18 protein-coding genes are annotated in these 18,829 nt (G+C 43.2%); 9 read left to right on the forward strand and 9 right to left on the reverse strand.

Going from position 1 to position 18,829, the window contains the following annotated elements; genetic code table 11:
• Window positions 1-151 precede the first annotated feature (151 nt).
• Complete coding sequence (locus COP04_RS20770; RefSeq protein WP_157800254.1) at window positions 152-292, forward strand: FbpB family small basic protein; 141 nt, start codon at window positions 152-154, stop codon at window positions 290-292.
• A gap of 89 nt (window positions 293-381) precedes the next feature.
• Here COP04_RS20770 and COP04_RS10020 read toward each other — a convergent pair whose 3' ends face one another.
• The gene (locus COP04_RS10020; protein WP_239984826.1) at window positions 382-1,164 is read right to left on the reverse strand and encodes a polysaccharide deacetylase family protein; all 783 of its coding nucleotides are present in this window, start codon (window positions 1,162-1,164) and stop codon (window positions 382-384) included.
• 426 nt (window positions 1,165-1,590) lie between these two features.
• Here COP04_RS10020 and COP04_RS10025 point away from each other — a divergent pair, with 426 nt between their 5' ends.
• A complete protein-coding gene (locus tag COP04_RS10025; RefSeq protein WP_100487856.1) occupies window positions 1,591-1,773 on the forward strand; it encodes a hypothetical protein in 183 nt (60 codons plus the stop codon).
• A gap of 218 nt (window positions 1,774-1,991) precedes the next feature.
• Here the strand turns inward: COP04_RS10025 and COP04_RS10030 are convergent, their stop codons facing one another.
• Both COP04_RS10030 and COP04_RS10035 read right to left on the reverse strand, forming a co-directional pair.
• On the reverse strand, window positions 1,992-2,228 hold the full coding sequence (locus COP04_RS10030) for a hypothetical protein (protein ID WP_100487858.1): 237 nt from the start codon (window positions 2,226-2,228) through the stop codon (window positions 1,992-1,994).
• 66 nt (window positions 2,229-2,294) lie between these two features.
• Window positions 2,295-2,633, reverse strand: a complete 339-nt coding sequence (locus tag COP04_RS10035) for a hypothetical protein (RefSeq protein ID WP_100487859.1) — start codon at window positions 2,631-2,633, stop codon at window positions 2,295-2,297.
• 653 nt (window positions 2,634-3,286) lie between these two features.
• Between COP04_RS10035 and COP04_RS10040 the strand changes: the two genes are divergently transcribed.
• Window positions 3,287-3,886 carry an ECF transporter S component gene (locus tag COP04_RS10040; RefSeq protein ID WP_100487861.1) on the forward strand — a complete coding sequence of 200 codons (600 nt, stop codon included), beginning with the start codon at window positions 3,287-3,289 and terminating at the stop codon, window positions 3,884-3,886.
• A gap of 199 nt (window positions 3,887-4,085) precedes the next feature.
• Here the strand turns inward: COP04_RS10040 and COP04_RS10045 are convergent, their stop codons facing one another.
• Window positions 4,086-4,520 (reverse strand): DUF4395 domain-containing protein, encoded by a 435-nt coding sequence (locus COP04_RS10045; RefSeq protein WP_100487862.1) that lies wholly within the window; start codon window positions 4,518-4,520, stop codon window positions 4,086-4,088.
• A gap of 388 nt (window positions 4,521-4,908) precedes the next feature.
• Here COP04_RS10045 and COP04_RS10050 point away from each other — a divergent pair, with 388 nt between their 5' ends.
• From COP04_RS10050 to gnd, 3 genes are all read left to right on the forward strand, one after another.
• On the forward strand, window positions 4,909-5,694 hold the full coding sequence (locus COP04_RS10050; protein ID WP_100487863.1) for a DeoR/GlpR family DNA-binding transcription regulator: 786 nt from the start codon (window positions 4,909-4,911) through the stop codon (window positions 5,692-5,694).
• A gap of 165 nt (window positions 5,695-5,859) precedes the next feature.
• Window positions 5,860-7,758 (forward strand): PTS fructose transporter subunit IIABC, encoded by a 1,899-nt coding sequence (locus COP04_RS10055; protein ID WP_100487864.1) that lies wholly within the window; start codon window positions 5,860-5,862, stop codon window positions 7,756-7,758.
• Between the two features lie 476 nt (window positions 7,759-8,234).
• A complete protein-coding gene (gene gnd, locus COP04_RS10060) occupies window positions 8,235-9,134 on the forward strand; it encodes a phosphogluconate dehydrogenase (NAD(+)-dependent, decarboxylating) (RefSeq protein WP_100487865.1) in 900 nt (299 codons plus the stop codon).
• 388 nt (window positions 9,135-9,522) lie between these two features.
• Here the strand turns inward: gnd and COP04_RS10065 are convergent, their stop codons facing one another.
• Together COP04_RS10065 and COP04_RS10070 are read right to left on the reverse strand one after the other, a co-directional pair.
• Window positions 9,523-11,250 carry a pyruvate oxidase gene (locus COP04_RS10065; RefSeq protein ID WP_100487867.1) on the reverse strand — a complete coding sequence of 576 codons (1,728 nt, stop codon included), beginning with the start codon at window positions 11,248-11,250 and terminating at the stop codon, window positions 9,523-9,525.
• A 177-nt stretch (window positions 11,251-11,427) separates the two neighbouring features.
• Complete coding sequence (locus tag COP04_RS10070) at window positions 11,428-13,155, reverse strand: pyruvate oxidase (protein ID WP_100487868.1); 1,728 nt, start codon at window positions 13,153-13,155, stop codon at window positions 11,428-11,430.
• Window positions 13,156-13,445: 290 nt separating this feature from the next.
• Between COP04_RS10070 and COP04_RS10075 the strand changes: the two genes are divergently transcribed.
• Together COP04_RS10075 and COP04_RS10080 are read left to right on the forward strand one after the other, a co-directional pair.
• On the forward strand, window positions 13,446-14,036 hold the full coding sequence (locus COP04_RS10075; protein WP_100487870.1) for a hypothetical protein: 591 nt from the start codon (window positions 13,446-13,448) through the stop codon (window positions 14,034-14,036).
• A 126-nt stretch (window positions 14,037-14,162) separates the two neighbouring features.
• Window positions 14,163-15,440 (forward strand): MFS transporter, encoded by a 1,278-nt coding sequence (locus tag COP04_RS10080; RefSeq protein ID WP_100487871.1) that lies wholly within the window; start codon window positions 14,163-14,165, stop codon window positions 15,438-15,440.
• 17 nt (window positions 15,441-15,457) lie between these two features.
• Here the strand turns inward: COP04_RS10080 and COP04_RS10085 are convergent, their stop codons facing one another.
• The 3 genes from COP04_RS10085 to lexA all read right to left on the reverse strand — a co-directional run bounded on the left by COP04_RS10085 (window position 15,458) and on the right by lexA (window position 18,273).
• Window positions 15,458-17,137: an ABC1 kinase family protein gene (locus COP04_RS10085; RefSeq protein WP_239984827.1), complete on the reverse strand. Its 1,680-nt coding sequence runs from the start codon at window positions 17,135-17,137 to the stop codon at window positions 15,458-15,460.
• A 5-nt stretch (window positions 17,138-17,142) separates the two neighbouring features.
• The gene (locus COP04_RS10090; RefSeq protein WP_100487873.1) at window positions 17,143-17,496 is read right to left on the reverse strand and encodes a phasin family protein; all 354 of its coding nucleotides are present in this window, start codon (window positions 17,494-17,496) and stop codon (window positions 17,143-17,145) included.
• Window positions 17,497-17,661: 165 nt separating this feature from the next.
• Window positions 17,662-18,273: a transcriptional repressor LexA gene (gene lexA / locus COP04_RS10095; RefSeq protein ID WP_100487875.1), complete on the reverse strand. Its 612-nt coding sequence runs from the start codon at window positions 18,271-18,273 to the stop codon at window positions 17,662-17,664.
• Between the two features lie 170 nt (window positions 18,274-18,443).
• Between lexA and yneA the strand changes: the two genes are divergently transcribed.
• Window positions 18,444-18,740 (forward strand): cell division suppressor protein YneA, encoded by a 297-nt coding sequence (gene yneA / locus COP04_RS10100; RefSeq protein WP_100487877.1) that lies wholly within the window; start codon window positions 18,444-18,446, stop codon window positions 18,738-18,740.
• The last annotated feature ends 89 nt before the right edge of the window (window positions 18,741-18,829 follow it).

Below are 18,829 nucleotides of genomic sequence, written 5' to 3' on the forward strand. Positions count from 1 at the left end.
GAAGGACAGCAGCACTAACTTAACGATTGACGCATAATATTGTTTCCTGTAAAGTGGAGCGGGCCTTCACAAAAATTACAATAATTTAATTTTTGATTAATACGAACAATTTATAATAGAACATGTAAAAAAATATGCGAGGATGAGTGATATGAAAAGAAAATTGTCATATTTGCAACTTTTAAGAACAAATAAATCAAAGATTTTAGCAGACAGCGACGAGCTGGACAGGATAGACACTATAATTGATCAGAGACGTACAAATGGAAATCAGAAAACAATAAAAAAATGAAGGTAAGAGGGAGGCTGCAAAGTGTGCGGGTTCCTTTTTCGTATACAAAAAAACCGGTCACATTGACCGGCGAAACAGAGAACCCGGTTTTATTTGTTTAAAATCTGATCCAAACCGAAATTATAGAGATCATCATATTTCTTATCGTTTTTTAATAAATCATAAAGTGTAACAAATTTGTATCCACGGCTTTGCAGGGTGGGAATGATGATTTTAAGGGCAGCTACAGTCTGTTTCCGGTTTCCTCCCGAATCGTGCAGCAGAATAATATCACCGCTCTTTATATTTGTCAGGACGTGACGGACAATCCGTGAAACCCCTGGTTTGGACCAATCTTTGGGATCTTGATTCCAAGACCACAGAATGATTTCGAAATGATTTTTTTCAGATATAAGGACCGTTTGTGCATTAATATCTCCTCCTGGCGGACGAAGAAGCCTGATTCTTGGCGGCCCTTGATACTGGTTAATCAGATCATCGGTTTTAGAAACCTCATTCAAAAAGAATGCGTTGGATTTTCCGTGGAGTGAAACATGAGAAAAGGTGTGGTTTCCCAGTTCATGACCTTCCGCGACCTCGCGTTTAACCAGATCCGGATAAGCCTGCATGCGTTTGCCGATCAGAAAAAAAGTGGCTTTAGCATGATATTTCTTAAGTACATCCAGTACTTGGGGTGTATAGACCGGATGAGGACCATCATCAAAAGTTAAGGCAACGGACTTTTGATGATTCCGTACATCCCAGACGACGCTTCCTCTGGGTTCATAATCAAAGCGGTCAATCATGGCGATTGCCGCTTTGCCAAAGATACATTGGAACAGCACAATGGTCAGGGCTAAAAAAATGGGCGCAGCGCGTCTAAACCGGCACATCAAGAGTCGTCTCCTGTTAGATCAATATGTGCTTTAGTATCTGCAAATAGGGTTTCATCATACAGAAAATAAGAAGACCGTTGAGGTAGCAGAATTTTTTATCACGGAACACGAAGGGATTTGATAAGGGAACATGGAATACTCTGTATCAAAGTGCAGAGTAACAGCAAAAAGGGATGGTAAAACTAGAAAAAAATACTATTGCTGAGAAGGTCAGCATTCAGATCGTTGATGCAAATGTTCTAAATGCCTGCAAATTACAATTTGTGGCTAGAAAATATTCTGAAATTTTAGATTGCTTTTCAAACTGACCAGGCTTCCTCTGTTTAGCAATTCCCTAACATATAGGACGAACGTATGTTTTACTTTCTGGCATACATCGAACGTATTTTCGTGTATACTAATGAAAAAAGGGGGATGAACAGCATGCATCAGGGCGATATAGTTGAAATTATCTATCAGGACAGCAACGGGAAATTTAGTCAGCGATATATCCGTATTATTTCTGCTTCCGGAACGTATGTAAAAGCTTATTGCTTTACACGTCATAAAATTCGCACGTTCTTAAAGGCGCGTATCTTTTCCGTGAAGCAAGTAAAAAGCGCCTGAATTGCGGATACAGTAAGCCACATGTGTGAAAAATATCGTTGGGAGAGTCGGAGCAGGTGAAAGAATTTTATTAAGCTCAAATCAAGAAACCGGCACAAAGAATCAAAACTAATGTTGCATATACCGTAATATTTTTGGACTCTGGTTTTTTATAAATGTCAAAGTCAGTTGACTTTGTCACATAATTGCGAAAGGACGAGTTCCGAGAGAAGATCAAATCAGCGTAATTTCTGCGGATTGTCTTCAAGCGTTGAAATCTGTTCTATGATTTTACCGGCTGCAGCCAGTTCGTCAATGACAAGATAAGTACTGATTGCCGTTTCGTTGATCAATATATATTTTGTTGCCAGAAAATCTGATGCTGCATTGTCAAGACCTGACTTTCTAAACCTTTTTGCTGCTTCAATGCGTACTTCGTTCAGTTTTTGATACGTCTGTTCTTTCTCGTGTTTCACTTCAGTCACTTCTTTCAGTTTGAATCATACATATTTATACGATCATAATATTCACTGGAACACTCCTCAGCAGAAAATCAGAGATTGGCTCTTTCGCGCCGCAAGCTCCATTCCTTCAGCAAGGGACAGCGCTTCCTGCAAATAATCTTCCTCATTCCACGAAGCAATAATCTCTCTTAATCGTGGAGCGACATGCCGGCACTCTTCGGCGGATAATTCACCTTCACAGTCGGAATGATTGAGCAGAGGAAGAATATCATCATTGAAATCGCTGAAAGACATATTGCCACCGAATCCCTCCATCTTATTTAGATCCATTCCGATTTCTCGGGCTAATTTAACTCTAAATTCGTGAAAAAGTCCATAGCACCAGTGTGCATCGCAATGACTGAAATTAATTCCCATTTCCATCCGCCCTTTTTAAATTGATTGATGTCGCGCCAGCATCTCAACCAACGCCTTGTTCCTTTATATAAAATAATTGGGCGATGAGCAAATGAACAAATGGTGGATTTTTAGTTCATTGAGGCACCGGATGATTCAAAATGATAGGAAATGGTGGAACCATCCGGATATTTTTCAAAATGTACGATTATTTTTTGGGGGATTATTTTTTGTCCGCATTCTTTGGTGATCTGATGTTTCACTGGGATAAACATGTATCATCTGTGCTGCTCCAGCAGTGTAATTTATCGTTTCATAGAAATGTTCGAATGCACGGAAATTGTCTTCAATACTGAGATGTCTCTCCATAAAGCAACGGTTAATTCTTTCGCGATATCGCCGAAAATCACCTGGCTTTTATTGCCTTCGCTCATAGGATCCTCACTTCGAAAGGTCATTGCTTAAAACTGACCAACTTCTAAACATTATCCATGTTTATATCGTACAATTCAGCTGCTTTATTAAGCATCATTTATTTTAATGAAGTAGGTTAGAATGCCAAATATACCTAAAAAAGTTTGTTCCAGAGTAAGTCCGAATATTAATAAAGGGCTGTTTGTGATATCATGAGACAGTAAAAAAGCTCAGTTTCTTGGAACAAGAAAGGACGGACTATGGGAACTCATAATGGACAAAGCCGTACATTCAGGCTTGTACTGATCAGCATATTTTCAGCAATTATTATTCTGCAGAACTTTATCCCGTTCTTAGGCTACATCTATGTGGGCGCTTTTAGCCTGACTTTGATTCATATCACCGTGATTATCATTGCTATTGCGCTTGGACCTTTAGATGGTGCAGTGATCGGGGGCATCTGGGGCCTGATCACGTTCATCAGGGCTTTTACCTTTCCCAGCAGCCCGGTTGCGCCACTCATTTTTACTAATCCGCTGATTTCTGTCCTGCCCAGGATACTTATTGGCGTGGTGGCGGGTTATACTTACCTGGCTTTAAGAAAAATGAAGCTGTTCGATGTTGGTTCTATGACCCTTGCTGCGTTATTCGGATCACTGACAAACACAGTACTTGTGCTCGGCCTGACGTATATTTTTTACCGTGTGCCCTATGCAAATATCTATCATATGGATGTAACACGGGTTTTGCCCTTCCTTCTGGGTATTGTTTTCACAAACGGAATTTTTGAAGCGGCAGCGGCATGCGTGGTTTCCCCTGCAGTGGCCAAAGTACTGATGCAAATCAGGCAGAGGCGTTAGTAAACTTGTTGCACGAATAAGATTTGAATAAAAGACTCAATAAAAAAACGGCCCCTGTCATTTGGGGTGCCGTTTCTTTTTGTTGATCCAAGTATTTTAGGTCACGTGAATCCGTAGATAAACCTGCGTAGTGCTTTTTATAGGAGAGACTTTGCTCGGTTTTCTTTTTAATTAATTATGCTACAGATACATCACTTTTTCAGACTTGGGTTCTGGCCTTTCTGCGCTGGCGGTACTGCGACCATTGGAAGTGGATAAAGCAGCCAATGCAGAAGCCTAAAATGGCCACGAAGGCAGCTAAACCTACGATTGCTGTGAAAATATAGGCCACAATATGCCAATGGAGAAGATAGCTGAAAAATCCAATAGTCAGGCAGGATACAGCGATAGTCTGGTTAAATTTTTGTTGATCAACGTCTTCGGGAATATATGAGGATACAGGCTTTTTCAAAAAGTGTTTTGCCAATTGCATCACAGGGTTGTAATGGAACAGGAGGCCAGAAGCTCCGGAGAGCAGCGGTAAAAGAAGAATCCAGTAAACTCCGGTTATCCATGTGGCAGCTACGCTGACAACAATGATCCATTGATTAGTACGGACAAGCGGGCGCGGAATAGATGGATGGCGCTGGGACAATTAAATCACACCTTTCGTATATGAATATATTTATATTACGCTTTTCCGTGCGGCTTTTGAACTCTTTCGCACCCCGCGTCATGTAAAAAGTCTATTTTACGGTGACCCGGATAAAGGCACATATTCTAATGCAGCTATTATTGAAAATTTTAGGCGGCATTTTGATGCTTATCAGGAGATGGCCCTGCTCGCGGCAAGTGAAAAGAAACGCCGGCAATAGATCGATACCGGATTGTCAGAAATTACAGTTGGTCTTGAAATGATTGTCGGCAGGAAAAGGATATTGTTCATTGATCATCCCTGATTTTGTAAGCACTGAATGTTTGTGAAGCAAAACGATTGATTTTGAATGAAAGCGTGTTAAAATAATGACGTGGAGGAAATGAATATGCTAGCTGAAGAACGACAGCAGATTATTTTGCGGAGACTTGCAGAAGTCCATGTTCTAAAATTGCAGGATCTGGTGAAAGATCTGAATGCATCAGAATCAACAGTCCGCCGTGATCTGAAAGAACTTGAAGCCTGCCATCTGCTTCGCCGGGTGCACGGTGGGGCGTCGCTCCTGCAGCCAAGAAGTGAAGAACTGGATATGGAAACGAAAACATCCAAAAACGTTCAGCAAAAGAAAGCGATTGCTCGGATGGCTGCTGATCAGATCAGAGACAATGAATGCATTTATCTTGATGCAGGGACAACGACTTTGGAAATGATTCCATATATTAGGGCTGCAAATGTAACCGTTGTCACCAATGGGCCTGCCCATGGCGAAGAACTGGCCAGAAAAAATGTGCTGTGCTATTTAATTGGCGGAATGATGAAACGGGCGACAAAAGCAGTGATTGGGAGCATGGCCGCCAACAATCTGAATCTTTTTCGATTTGATAAAGCATTCATTGGAGCGAACGGGATTGACGTTGCTATGGGTTTCACAACACCGGATCCCGAGGAAGCGGCTCTGAAAAGACAGGCGCAATTACTTTCCGCTCAGACTTTCGTAATTGCGGATAGCAGCAAGTTTTCTGAAGTGTCTTTCTGCAAAATGTTTAATGTGGATCAGGCAGTCATTATTACTGATATGTTGCCGGATGCGGGTGGTTCAGAGTTAGTGGGCAGAACCAAAATCTACTGTGCTGATTCGAAATCAGTCCTTGAATCAGAATCTGCAAAGTTTTAAATGCAATCTGAGAAAGTTTTCAGCATTCCTGATCCGGTGGAAGGGTTCTTTTCCGAAGGATAGGAGAAGATGAGGAGTATAGCGTAATCTTTTTCCAGACGAATTTCAACGTGATATAGAACTATTGTTCTGTGTGTGACGTAAAAAACAGGGAGTGAAGTAGAGTTGAAAATAACGGATCTGATGATTGAACGCGCCATGGTCATGGACATGAAGGCGACGACTAAAGAGGAAGCCATTGACGAGCTCATAGCCAGTCTGGATAAAAACAGACGGATTAATGATCCGAAGCTATTCAAGGAAATGATTCTCAAGCGTGAAGCAGAATCAAGCACGGGCATTGGCGAAGGAATTGCCATGCCGCATGCCAAGACCAAAGCAGTAAACGAAGCAACGGTTGTATTTGGACACAGCAAAAATGGTGTGGATTATCAGGCGCTTGATGGACAGCCATCTTATCTTTTCTTTATGATTGCCGCACCTGAAGGCGCAGCAAATGTTCATTTGCAGACACTTGCAGCGCTCTCACGTCTTCTTATCGATCAGGAGTTTGTTGATCAGGTTAAGAAAGCGGAAACACCGGCCGAGGTTGCAAAACTGTTTGATGAGAAACAGGCGGAGAAGGAAGAGAAAGAAAAAGCTGAAGAGAAAAAGACTGAACAGAGCAAACCGGACAACGGCAAGTTTGTTGTTGCCGTAACAGCTTGTCCGACCGGAATCGCTCATACTTATATGGCTGAAGATGCGCTGAAGAAAAAGGCTGAAGAAATGGGTGTCTCCATTCGTGTCGAAACCAATGGTTCGGAAGGCGCGAAAAATGTTTTGACAACGGATGAAATTTCCCGTGCGGCCGGAGTCATCGTTGCAGCGGACAAAAAAGTTGAAATGGCGCGATTCGATGGCAAAAAAGTTTTGCAGACGCCAGTCAGTGATGGCATCCGCAAACCGGAAGAACTCATTAATAAAGCTTTAAACGGACAAGCCCCGGTTTATCATGCTGAAGGAGGGGCCGCTGAAGCAGAAACATCCGGTGGTGGCGGTTCAGTTTGGAGCAAAATTTATAAAGATCTGATGAATGGTATTTCTCACATGTTGCCATTTGTTGTCGGCGGTGGTATTCTGCTGGCTATTTCATTCATGTTTGAAAGACTGGGCAAAGACAACACTATTTTTCAGATGCTAAGTACAATAGCTGGTGGAAATACTGGTGCATTTCATTTTCTAATTGCGATCCTTGCAGGTTATATTGCTGTAAGTATTGGTGATCGTCCGGCTTTGATGCCTGGTGTTGTTGGCGGATTCATGGCTTATTCATCAAACGCCGGATTCCTTGGCGGTCTTGCTGCCGGTTTTCTTGCCGGCTGGCTGATTATTTTGCTTAAGAAGATTTTCGCCGGGCTTCCGAAAACATTGGATGGTTTGAAACCTATCTTACTCTATCCTGTATTTGGTCTATTGCTCACAGGAGGTTTAATGTACTATATTTTTGATCCAATCTTCAAGTGGATCAACACGGGCTTAGTAGACGCTCTTGGTCACCTCGGTACGGGAAATGCTGTTCTTCTTGGTGTTGTTCTCGGCGGAATGATGGCTGTCGACATGGGTGGCCCTGTGAACAAAGCGGCATACACCTTTGCCATTGGCGTTTTCACAAGCGGAGCAGCGAATGGTGGTTTGATGATGGCTGCTGTCATGGCTGGTGGCATGGTGCCTCCGTTGGCGATTGCTCTGGCATCGACTCTCTTTAAGAATAAATTTACAGAAGATGAACGGAAAGCAGGAATTACCAACTACGTTCTGGGACTTTCTTTCATTACCGAAGGTGCGATCCCGTTTGCCGCATCTGATCCATTACGTGTCATTGGATCCAGTATTGTAGGGGCTGCGGTTGCCGGCGGTCTGACCCAGTTATGGAGAGCTAATATTCCTGCGCCGCATGGTGGTATATTTGTTGTCCTGCTGAGCAATCATCCGTTCCTGTTCATTCTTGCAATTCTGATCGGAGCAGTGATTTCTGGACTGATTCTTGGGCTTTGGAAAAAGGATCTTACCGTGAAAAAATGATCACTTTTTGAGTTCGTCGGTTTTGAAAAGTTGAAATTAAAAAATGAGAATGAGGTCGATCTTTCGGGATTCGGCCTCATTTTTTTAGATTCGTTCGAGTAGCACTGTGGTGATTTTATGGACATGCAAGTTCATTTTGCTGTCGCATAGCAAAGCAAGTCTGTTTGTTCAAGACCTAATTCATAAAAAAAGTTGGGTTGATATCTTTTGCAACTCAGTTGATAAATTTTTAAGATCCGCTGATAAATTTCGAATGGCGCTGATAAAACCTTAAACCTGACTCGGCTGGTAACCTCTCGGATCCTGTCGATAAAAATGTCGAACCTAGACTGCAGCTTGTGACGATTCAATTATCAGATAAATAATTGAAGAAACAATAGGGTGGGAAAAAATGATTTGGACGTTTATAAGGAAAATGAGTTAAACTGATTAATGGATGCAACGCAATGGATAACTATTGAAATCAGGTGAATGGAATGCAGATAGGATTAGTAGGTTTAGGGAAAATGGGGTTTAATCTTGCCCTGAATATGGCGGATCATGGTTTTCAGGTCCATGCCTTTGACCTTTCGGCAGAAGCTGTTCAAAAAGCCGCAGACAAGGAGGGAATTGAGGGCTTTTCTTCTCTCAAAGATCTGGTTGGCAGTCTGACGAAACCCCGAGTATTCTGGATGATGGTACCGGCAGGCGCGCCTACGGAACAAACATTGTTTTCTTTGATTGATCTCCTTGATAAAGATGATATGATATTGGACGGCGGCAACTCGAAATATACAGATTCGCTTCGCCGCTATCAGCTTTGTCAGACGAAGAATATTTCGTTTATGGATGTAGGAACCTCCGGTGGGATGAGCGGAGCCAGAAACGGTGCCTGTGTGATGGTGGGAGGTGACAGGAAGACATTTGACTATCTTGAGCCTCTGTTTCGGGCGATTGCTGTGGAAGATGGATACCTGTACACTGGTAAAGCGGGTAGCGGACATTTTCTGAAGATGGTGCACAATGGCGTGGAGTATGGCATGATGCAGTCGATTGCTGAAGGCTTTGAGGTATTGCAGAAGAGCGAGTTTGACTATGACAATGAAGCGGTAGCCAAGGTGTGGAATCACGGCTCGGTGATCCGAAGCTGGTTGATTGAATTGCTGGAGGATGCATTTTCAAAGGATGAAAATCTGGAACAGCTGAGTGGAATCATGGCTTCCTCCGGAGAAGGTAAATGGACGCTGGAGACAGCTTTGGATATGCAGGTCCCTACACCCGTCATCGCCCTGTCCCTGCTGATGCGTTATCGGTCACTCGAGAGTGACACCTTTTCGGGGAAAATTGTCGCTGCGCTGCGCAATGAATTTGGCGGCCACGCTGTTGTAAAAAAATAACTTTAAAGCGGATGTACAGATGAACACTAATCATAACAAATTCTCATCATGAATTTTACCTCCGCTTAATAATCAATTGGTATGATAATCACGAGAACGAGGCAAGATCTCCCTGTTTCTCACGTCATACTCCATTTTCTAAGGGCCTGTCGGGGGCCTTTTTTTTCTAATAAAAAAATATAAAATTTTAGCAGATTATAGTATAAGCGACCGAACATAAAACGCCATGTCCTTTGGCATGTTCGGAATTAGGACATTCATGGCCATCACAACTAAGGTTCAGCCTGCGCCAGAGGCTTGGCTTTGTCAAGTTTTCTTTATGTGAAAAAAGTTTGGATCAAGTACTTATCAATCCAAACTGGGCTGTTTTTTTCGACATCATTCGACATCAGAAGAAGCGCCTGATAATTTCTTTGGCAGAAGGTGTTTTTTCAAGTTTTTGATTCTCAATCAGGGATTTTGCATAAAATTTGGCATAGCCTGCAGCTTCAGCCATCGTAATTTTACCCGGTACCGGAACGTCGCTATTGTCAATCACAATGTCCAGAATGACCGGAACCTTTGTCGATCGAACCTCATTAAATGCAGGGCGTAAATCTTCATATTTTTCGATACGTATGCCCCGTCCTCCACAGGCTTCAGCAAATTTACCGTAATTAATATCCTCAAGATCGATACCGTAATTCAGTTCTCCTGCGGACTGCTGTTCAAACTTGATAAATCCAAATTCCTTATTGTTCAGAATCACGACAATAATCGGCCAGTTGTACTTGACTGCAGTCGAAAAATCCTGCATAACCATTGAAAAACCTCCATCACCGCATATGGCGATCGCCTGGCGGTCGGGAAATGCCTGCTTTGCCGCCATCGCTCCGGGAAGTCCGCAACCCATCGTACCCAGCCAGGCGGAAATGATAAAATCCTGCTGAGTGAGCTTCAAGTACCGTGTTGACCATATCGTGGCGTTGCCAACATCAATTGAAAAAATAGCATTGTCATCCGCAATGGATTGAACCGCTGACATTATTGCTTCCGGAGCAAGAGGAGTCTGTGTCTTGCGCATATCCTCAGAGAGCCAATGTTCCCATTGAGACATGCTTTCCCTGCAATACTCGAGAAAAGGTCGCTGAGAGACCGGCGTCGTATGCTCGTTCAGATAGGCAAGTGCCTCTGCCGAGTCTCCAAGAATGCCCACAGTCACTGCATATCTTTTACCGATCCGTACAGGATCAATTTCAATCTGAATGCATTTGGCATGATCAGGAAGATATTCTGTATACGGATAATTCGTTCCGACCATAATCAGCAAATCACAGGCTTTCATTGCGTCGTATGCAGGACGTGTGCCGAGGTGGCCGATATTTCCCAAAAAATTCGAATGGCTGTCAGGTATCACACCTTTTCCGCGTAACGTAATAACGACAGGTGCGGCAATGCGTTCTATGAAGCACTTCAATTCTTTTTTGGCTTTTCGCGAACCCGCCCCTGCCAGAATTACCGGATTTTTCGCTGAATTGATCAAGGCTACAGCGTCGCTTAAATCGTCGATATCCAGTCCCGGTATTTTCTTTTCAAACAATGTGTTTAATTGCAAGTCATCATCCGGAATTTCGCCCAATGTCAAATCGTCCGGAATCATGAGGACGGAAACACCATTTTCCTGATAGGCAGTGCGAATGGCCTGATTCACAACCGCCGGGAAGGTTTCGGCGCTGGCAACGACTTGCTGATAGACTGCCACGTCCCTAAACAGTTCCGGCATGTTTATTTCCTGAAAAAAGTCGGTACCCGTCAGTGTTGTTGGTGTATGGCCGACGAGGACAAGCATCGGAACGTGATCCATTTTGGCATCATAGAGGCCGCTTAATAAGTGAATTGCTCCGGGACCGTTGACAGCCAGACAAACCCCTATTTTTCCGGTCAACTTTGCATATGAAGATGCGGCGAGTGCGGCAACTTCTTCATGACGGACTAAATAAAACTTGATTTTGTCTTCTTGTTTTCGGATTGCCTCGACCATTCTGTCAATCGAGCCTCCGGGCACTCCGTAAATATGGTCAATACCCCAGTTTTCTAACAGCTGTACAACTGCATCGCCTGCTTTTATTTTTCCCATATTAAGTCTCCCTTCGTAGGTGCAGCTCAGCATCTATATTGTGTTACATCCCAATTTCCTGTATATTATGCCGCCGAACTGAAATAATATGAGAAGCAGATGAAAGATCAGGAAAATAAAAAAAGCATTCAGCTAAACAAAGCGTAGCTGAATGCTCATGCAGGTTTTGAATATGAATCAGATAAAATGGCGCATGATGTCTTTCATCGGCGGCATTTTTTCCAGTTTATGATTTTCAACAACTGATTTTGTTGCAAATTTAGTATAACCTTTGGCTTCATCCATTACAATTTTTCCTGGAAGCGGGGCGGCATCTTTGTCTACTGCAATGTCGAGGATAACTGGAACATCCGATGCTTTCGCTGCTTCAAATGCGCCTTGCAGTTCTTCATGTTTCTCGACGTGAAAACCTTTGCCTCCGCAGGCTTCAGCAAACTTTGCATAATCAATATCCTGCAAATCAATGCCATAATTGAGTTGGCCTGCAGACTGCTGTTCATATTTTATAAATGATAGCTGTTTGTTGTTCAATACAACAACGATGATCGGCCAATTGTACTTAACTGCGGTTACGAAATCCTGCATGACCATCGAGAATGCGCCATCGCCGCAAATTGCGATCGCCTGGCGATCAGGAAATGCCTGTTTGGCAGCAAGTGCTCCCGGAAGGCCGCAACCCATTGTCCCGAGCCATGCCGAAACGAGAAAGTCCTGATTGGTTACATGGAGGTAACGAGTAGACCATACGGTTGCCGTGCCGACGTCCACCGAGAAAATCGCGTTATCTTCCGCAATGGACTGAATCGCCGACATAACTGCCTGGGGAGCAATCGGCGTTTTCTTGTTATCTTTGTCCTCATCCATCCAGCTCTGCCATTTAGCCATTCTGTCCTGACAGATTTTCAGAAATGGCCGGTCGGTGACAGGGGTGATATGGTCTGTCAGGTAAGCAAGAGCATCAGCTGCGTCGCCGACAATACCAACTGTTACAGAATATCTTTTGCCAATGCGAACCGGATCGATATCAATCTGGACACATTTTGCTCCTTCTGGCAGATAGGCGGCATACGGATAGTCCGTGCCAACCATGATCAGCAAATCAGCACTTTTCATGGCTTCGTAAGCAGGTTTAGTGCCTATTTTTCCAATGTTTCCCAGAAAATTAGGATGTTCATCAGGCAGCGCGCCCTTTCCCGGCAGCGTAACAGCGACGGGTGCAGAAATGCGTTCGGAAAATGCCATCAATTCTTTTTTTGCGCCTTTTGAGCCGACACCCGCAAGGATAACCGGATTTTTTGCCGCATTAATCAATGCAACTGCATCACTGAGATCGTTTTCAACCAGGCCAGGTACTTTTTTCTCAAATACAGTGGAAAGCTGAGCCGCATGATCCGAAATTTCTCCGACAGGGATATCATCGGGTATCGAGAGGACGGCAACACCGCGTTCCTGATAGGCTGTACGGATGGCCTGATTGACAACGGTCGGGAAACTCTCCGCACTGGTAAGCTCCTTATTATATACGGCCACATCTTTGAACAGATCCACAGTATTAACTTCCTGAAAGTAATCCGTTCCGGTCAATCTGGAAGGAATATGACCGACAAGCACGAGCATTGGAACATGATCCATTTTTGCGTCATACATGCCATTTAACAAGTGGATGGCGCCCGGACCGCCAATAGCGAGACAAACACCGATCTTGCCGGTTAATTTGGCGTAGGCTGCAGCTGCCAGCGACGCAACTTCTTCATGACGGACCTGATAGAACTTAATTTTACTTTCTTTTTTTCTCAGTGCTTCAACCATTGTATCGATGGAATCGCCCGGGATGCCGTAAATATGATCGATACCCCAGTTTTCAAACAACTTGATTACTGCTTCACTTGCCTTGATCTTTCCCATAGAGAAAGTCCTCCTTCAAGTTTAATAGCTTGCTTGAAACATGACAGGATCTGTGCCTCAAGCTTTTATCTTTTTATTTGACAAATTTGTGAACCTTATGAGTCTATTTTATGACTTTTTTAAAAAAATGCAAATGCTTATGCTTTCAAAGTTATAAAAAACCATGATTTCATGATTTGTTGTTCTTCGATGCCTTAATTTTCTTAAATCTTGTTGTTAACTAGATTTTTTCTCGGAGATCTGTTAAATCTTTATTTAGAATAAAAAAGTATGAAGGAGGAGTTGACAGCATGAGTTTCGTCTCAATTATCGCGTCACCTGAAAGAGTCTCAGTCGTCAGTGATTGTCATCTGACTGATTTGGATAAAAACGGGGATCGGATTGTGTTACCCGGAACAAAACCGAGTATGGTAAAAGTATCGGAAAATCAATTAGTGGTTTGCACGGGAAGCGCATCGGCACTCAAAAAAATTAAGAAAATGTATCCTTTTCAAAAGGAAAATCATGTTTTTAATGAAACTGCGCTTGAGGCAATAGAGGAGACGATACGGCATGTGCCTTTTGAAAAACAGGATGTCCTGTTTGCTCTGGTCGATTGTTCGGGACCGGTCTCTTGCATGATTGTTTCAAATAAACCTGGTGATAGACGGCAGACGCTGGTTCCTGACCATCGCAGACTTGCCGTCTTATTCCTTGCCGGTCGGGAAATTAGTGAAGAGAATGCTAAAAGGATATCGGATGAATTTAATCGGCTCGTTCAGAGTACCGGAAAAGAAAGAACTAATCAGATCTTTGAAGCACAGAAAAAGCTCAACCAGTACGTTGCGGGACTGGATCATACAGTAAGTCAGCGCATCTATCACCTTTTGCTTGAAAAATGAAGACCATATAAAATCAGTCCCGGGTCGGAGATTAAACCGATCAGAAGGTTGTTTTTTCAATCGACGCATCTGTTTAAGATGGATCTGTAAGGTTGAAAACTATGAAGAAACGGGACGTGAAATGGTATGGCCAGGACATTTAGCATTTTTAAAAATAAGCATTACACGCTGTTGTTTTCAGCATCAGTCACCTCTCAGCTCGGCAGTGTGATCGGGATGACGGCGCTGGTTTTTTATCTTTTGGATCGTTTCAGCAATCAACCCTATCTCGCCACATTTAACGAACTGATGTCTACACTGCCTTCACTGCTTATTTTCTGGCTGGTGGGTGTGGCAGCCGATCGTATGGACCGCCAGAAAATTGCGGCTAATTGCGACCTGATCAGCGCAGGATTGTCATTAGGTTTGCTTGTTTCACTGCTTACTCATCTGCTTTGGCTCATTTTTGCCATGATATTTCTCAGGGCTGCAGTGTCCAAATTCTTTGCGCCAGCAGAACAGGCCATCATACAGGGCGTTTTAAAAAAAGAAGATTATCCCGTCGCTGCGGGATTAAATCAGATGATCAGCAGTCTGTTCATGATTTTCGGCAATGGACTTGGAGCAGTTGTGTATTGGCGGGCCGGCGCACCGGGAGCCATTTTGATTGACACCCTTTCGTTTATCGTCTCAGCAATACTGATTCGTTCGCTGAAAATTAGCAGCGAAGTACGGCTTCCTAATGGTAGTCATATTTGGCGTTCAATTAATCTGGAAATGATAAAAAATGATTTCAGCCAGGGATTTCATTATATTGCCCATAGCCGGTTGTTGATTTCACTGATCGCCAGCTTTGCCATTTTCGGTATTATCAACGGCGGTTGCAGTGTCATGCTGATTTTTATTTTAAAATATAAGCTGGCGCCGGATGCTTATCAGTATATTTCCGTCTGGGGAGGGGTGGTCTCCGGCATTGGTATATTAGCCGGAAGTCTGCTGGCCTCGCTATTTTCAGGAAAGTGGTCCTATAAAACAATGATTGTTTCTGGTTTGACTGCCAGCGGCTCATTCATTATTGCAGCGGGTTATGCACCGAATGTAGTGGTTTTCTTGGTGCTGATGTTTTTCTCCACATTGTTTATTCCATTTGTAAATGTTGCGATAGGCGGATGGATGCCCTGTGTTGTTGATCCGAAAATGATGGGGAGGGTGGAGAGCTGGAGTACGCCGATTATGATGCTTTTTCAGTCATTGACGCTTGGTTTGATTATGGCTGCCTTTCCGGCCTGGATTTCTATAGAGTCAATTTTCCTTATTGTGGGCAGCCTGACTTTCCTTTCAGCTATTTATTATACCTTTTTCGTGCGGGAGAGCTTAGACCGAATCGCCGCTGTCCCAACTGTGCGGCCTGGTTCTGAAGCGTAGAAAGCAACCGAAAAGTGTTAGAACCGCCCGGACCGGAAGATAGCGAGCATCACCAGCAAAAACATGAACAGAACGATGGTTACTGCAATATCGAGGATCGGAATCCCGTTGAAAACAGGGTGGCTTCCGAAAGTTTCACCCAGTATTATTCCGGCCAGAATAATACTGAAAGCTAGCAGAATGATGCTGAACGATATCCTGTTGGCGGCCCGATCAAGCTTGGTGAGCAGCATTTCCAGCTGAGGAAGTTCCATTTCGACATGCGTTTTTCCCTTATAAAGATGCATCAGCGTTTTCCGTAATAGTGAAGGAATTTTGATGCTGTTTTCTGCAGCATCGAATAAACTATTATAAAATTTTTTTGAAAGGTGTTCAGGATTCAGACGGTGCAACATCAATTTTCTGCCGTAAGGTTCAGCAATTTCCAGAATGCTGATTTGATCGTCAAGCGCAGTGATCAGTCCTTCGAGCGTGATCAGGGCCTTTCCAAGAAGCGTGTAATCTTTCGGAATGGAAATGCGGTACTTTTTAGTTATTTCAAATATATCCCGGACAACCAGACCAATGTGAATATTCTTAAAGGGGAGGTCATAATATTTGTCACGCAATAGTTCAAGATCGGTTCTGAACAATCTTTCATCCATACCATCAGGCATCGATGCCATGAGAAAAATAGTTCGGAAAAGAAGATCAATATCTCCTTTCATCAGGCCGATAATCAGGTTTGCAAAGTTGTGCTTCATTTCTTCATTTAAAGTGCCGACCTGACCAAAGTCGATGTAGGCGACTTTATTTCCCGGAAAGAAAAATAAGTTACCTGGATGAGGATCGCCATGAAAAATACCAGCGATTAATGCCTGATCAAGAAAAGAACGGACCAGGCGTTCAGCGATGATCCTATGATTGAATCTTTGCGATGAATCATTGACCACATCGCTATATTTGGAACCATGAATGTATTCCAGTGTCAGAACCTGTTGAGTGGAATATCGCCAATATACTTTTGGAATAATGATTTCTTCATCATCAGCAAAGTAGTGGCAGATTTTTTCAGTATTTCTGCCTTCCCTGAAGTAGTCCAGTTCAAGCCGGATTGCCTGGGAAAATTCTTCGACCAAATCGCAGATCTGAAAGCTTTTTGCCCAGGCATAGCGTTTTTCTATCAATGTCGCTAATTCCCTGAGAATTTCAATGTCATTGCTGATCACGGTCTCGATGTCCGGTCTTCTGACTTTGACAACTACACTTTCTCCGGTGACTAATTCTGCCCGGTGAACTTGCGCGATTGAAGCGGCTGCGAGACAGTCTTCCTCAAATTTGGAAAAGGCATTTTCTGTCGAGGCGCCGAGTTCCTCGCCAACGACGGCTTTAATGATTTTGGGGTCGAGAGGAGTGACATGATCCTGCAGTTTTCTCAATTCTGCAGCGATCTGTTCCGGTATGAGGTCGGTCCTGAGACTGAGCAGCTGGCCGAGTTTAATAAAGGTAGGACCGAGTTCTTCACACATAAGCCTGATTCTTCTGCCAAGAGGTTTTGCATCACTGTTCTTGCCCGAAAAATCAGAAGCAAGCTGTTTAGGGAACGAAAGCAGGTGGGACAGTCCGACATCTTTGACGATGTAACCAAATCCATATTTGACGAGCACGGTAAGAATTTCACGATAGCGCTGAATATGCCGAATGTGCTTACCAATCATTGGACTCACCTGTCTGTAGTATCATTTTCTAGACCATTACTCTCCGAAGGATGGATGGAGCAATCTTTTGAGCCTTGTTTCTCAAGATTCTCCAATCTTTCTTTCAATTTGTTATATTCCTCTATAGTAACAAATCCCAAATCTGCGATCGCTCCTTTTGTCTCTTCCCTGAAATCGTTCTTCCATTCGTTTTTTTTTAATTTTCCTTTATCATTTAATTTTGACAAATAGGATTTTGCTTCGTTTGCGGCGGTATTTCCTTCAGTTGTTAACTCATGGATGAATTTTTCCGCCTTGTCCTTGCTGATCACGGTTAAACCAAGACCGATGAGAAAAAATCTTTTCAACTGATCATTCATAGATCTCACTCCAGTCATCTTTTCTATATTTTAACCAACTTTACAGCCAAAGTATATGAATGCGAATACAGAAAAACGTGTTATTACTGAAAAACAAAAAAGCCGGGAAGAAGTTTTACCCATTCCTTCCCGACCTTATACTGTAACGGTGATCAAAACCGCTGATTAGCTTATGGTTCTGAAAACCCCGATAACCTTTCCAAGAATCGTGCAATTATCCAAAAGAATCGGATCCATGGACGGATTCTCCGGCTGCAGCCGGAAATGGTCCTCTTCCTTGAAAAAGCGTTTGACTGTTGCTTCATCCTCCTCAGTCATTGCGACGACAATTTCCCCATTTTCAGCAGTGTTCTGCTGACGGACGATAACTTTGTCGCCATCAAGTATTCCGGCATTAATCATGCTTTCTCCTGAGACATTGAGAATGAAGGCTTCGTCTTCTTCAACCATTGAAAGCGGAACGGGGAAATACTCTTCAATGTTTTCCACGGCGCTGATGGGCATTCCCGCGGTTACTTTGCCAATGACCGGAACAGGAACTGATTTTTCACTAAAAACATTACTATCGTGATCCAGCACTTCAATCGCACGCGGCTTGGTCGGATCACGCCGGATCAAGCCTTTTTTTTCCAGCCTTTCAAGATGGCCATGCACTGTGGAGCTTGAAGCGAGGCCAACGGCATTGCATATTTCACGCACCGAAGGAGGGTAACCTTTGGTTGCAACTTCATGTTTGATAAAATCCAGTATCGATTGCTGGCGATTAGAGATTCTCATTGCCCTGCTCCTTTTCATATTCTTTTGCTTATTATATCATTTGCTATCTTTCGATGCAAACATTCGTTCGAACTATTGACGCGAACTAATGTTCTTCATATAATATGATTATCGAACAAACATTCTCAAGAACATATATTCTTTAATAATGAATTATCGGAGGGATACTGATGAATGCATTTTTTCAACGTCATCAATTAAAGGGAATTTCATATGTTGCAATACTTTTGTTCATGACTGTTGTTCTTTTTTTGACACTGACAAGCCATGTGACTGCCGACAGCAACGGCTTCAGAACGATTACTGTTGAAAAGGGGGACTCACTGTGGTCCATTGCGCAGGAATATCAGCATCAGAATCCGCGACTTTCGAAGGAATCATTTATTGAGCTGGTCGAAAACGAAAACGGGCTTGTTCGCAATCATATTGAACTTGGCCAAAAATTAATCATTCCTATAAATGAATAAATTCAATCGGCTTATCTTACTTACTGGCACAAGAAAAATCTAGGAAATTATTAAATGAGACATGGCTGCCTTTTCATTTGCAAGGCAAC

This window comes from Sporolactobacillus pectinivorans (genome assembly GCF_002802965.1).
GTDB lineage: Bacteria > Bacillota > Bacilli > Bacillales > Sporolactobacillaceae > Sporolactobacillus > Sporolactobacillus pectinivorans.

Bases quoted from the DNA above. Each gene is read 5' to 3' on its own strand.
- COP04_RS20770 (WP_157800254.1), top strand. From the start codon at position 152: ATGAAAAGAAAATTGTCATATTTGCAACTTTTAAGAACAAATAAATCA.
- COP04_RS10020 (WP_239984826.1), bottom strand. From the start codon at position 1,164: ATGTGCCGGTTTAGACGCGCTGCGCCCATTTTTTTAGCCCTGACCATT.
- COP04_RS10025 (WP_100487856.1), top strand. From the start codon at position 1,591: ATGCATCAGGGCGATATAGTTGAAATTATCTATCAGGACAGCAACGGG.
- COP04_RS10035 (WP_100487859.1), bottom strand. From the start codon at position 2,633: ATGGGAATTAATTTCAGTCATTGCGATGCACACTGGTGCTATGGACTT.
- COP04_RS10040 (WP_100487861.1), top strand. From the start codon at position 3,287: ATGGGAACTCATAATGGACAAAGCCGTACATTCAGGCTTGTACTGATC.
- COP04_RS10050 (WP_100487863.1), top strand. From the start codon at position 4,909: ATGCTAGCTGAAGAACGACAGCAGATTATTTTGCGGAGACTTGCAGAA.
- gnd (WP_100487865.1), top strand. From the start codon at position 8,235: ATGCAGATAGGATTAGTAGGTTTAGGGAAAATGGGGTTTAATCTTGCC.
- COP04_RS10065 (WP_100487867.1), bottom strand. From the start codon at position 11,250: ATGGGAAAAATAAAAGCAGGCGATGCAGTTGTACAGCTGTTAGAAAAC.
- COP04_RS10070 (WP_100487868.1), bottom strand. From the start codon at position 13,155: ATGGGAAAGATCAAGGCAAGTGAAGCAGTAATCAAGTTGTTTGAAAAC.
- COP04_RS10075 (WP_100487870.1), top strand. From the start codon at position 13,446: ATGAGTTTCGTCTCAATTATCGCGTCACCTGAAAGAGTCTCAGTCGTC.
- COP04_RS10080 (WP_100487871.1), top strand. From the start codon at position 14,163: ATGGCCAGGACATTTAGCATTTTTAAAAATAAGCATTACACGCTGTTG.
- COP04_RS10085 (WP_239984827.1), bottom strand. From the start codon at position 17,137: ATGATTGGTAAGCACATTCGGCATATTCAGCGCTATCGTGAAATTCTT.
- COP04_RS10090 (WP_100487873.1), bottom strand. From the start codon at position 17,496: ATGAATGATCAGTTGAAAAGATTTTTTCTCATCGGTCTTGGTTTAACC.
- lexA (WP_100487875.1), bottom strand. From the start codon at position 18,273: ATGAGAATCTCTAATCGCCAGCAATCGATACTGGATTTTATCAAACAT.
- yneA (WP_100487877.1), top strand. From the start codon at position 18,444: ATGAATGCATTTTTTCAACGTCATCAATTAAAGGGAATTTCATATGTT.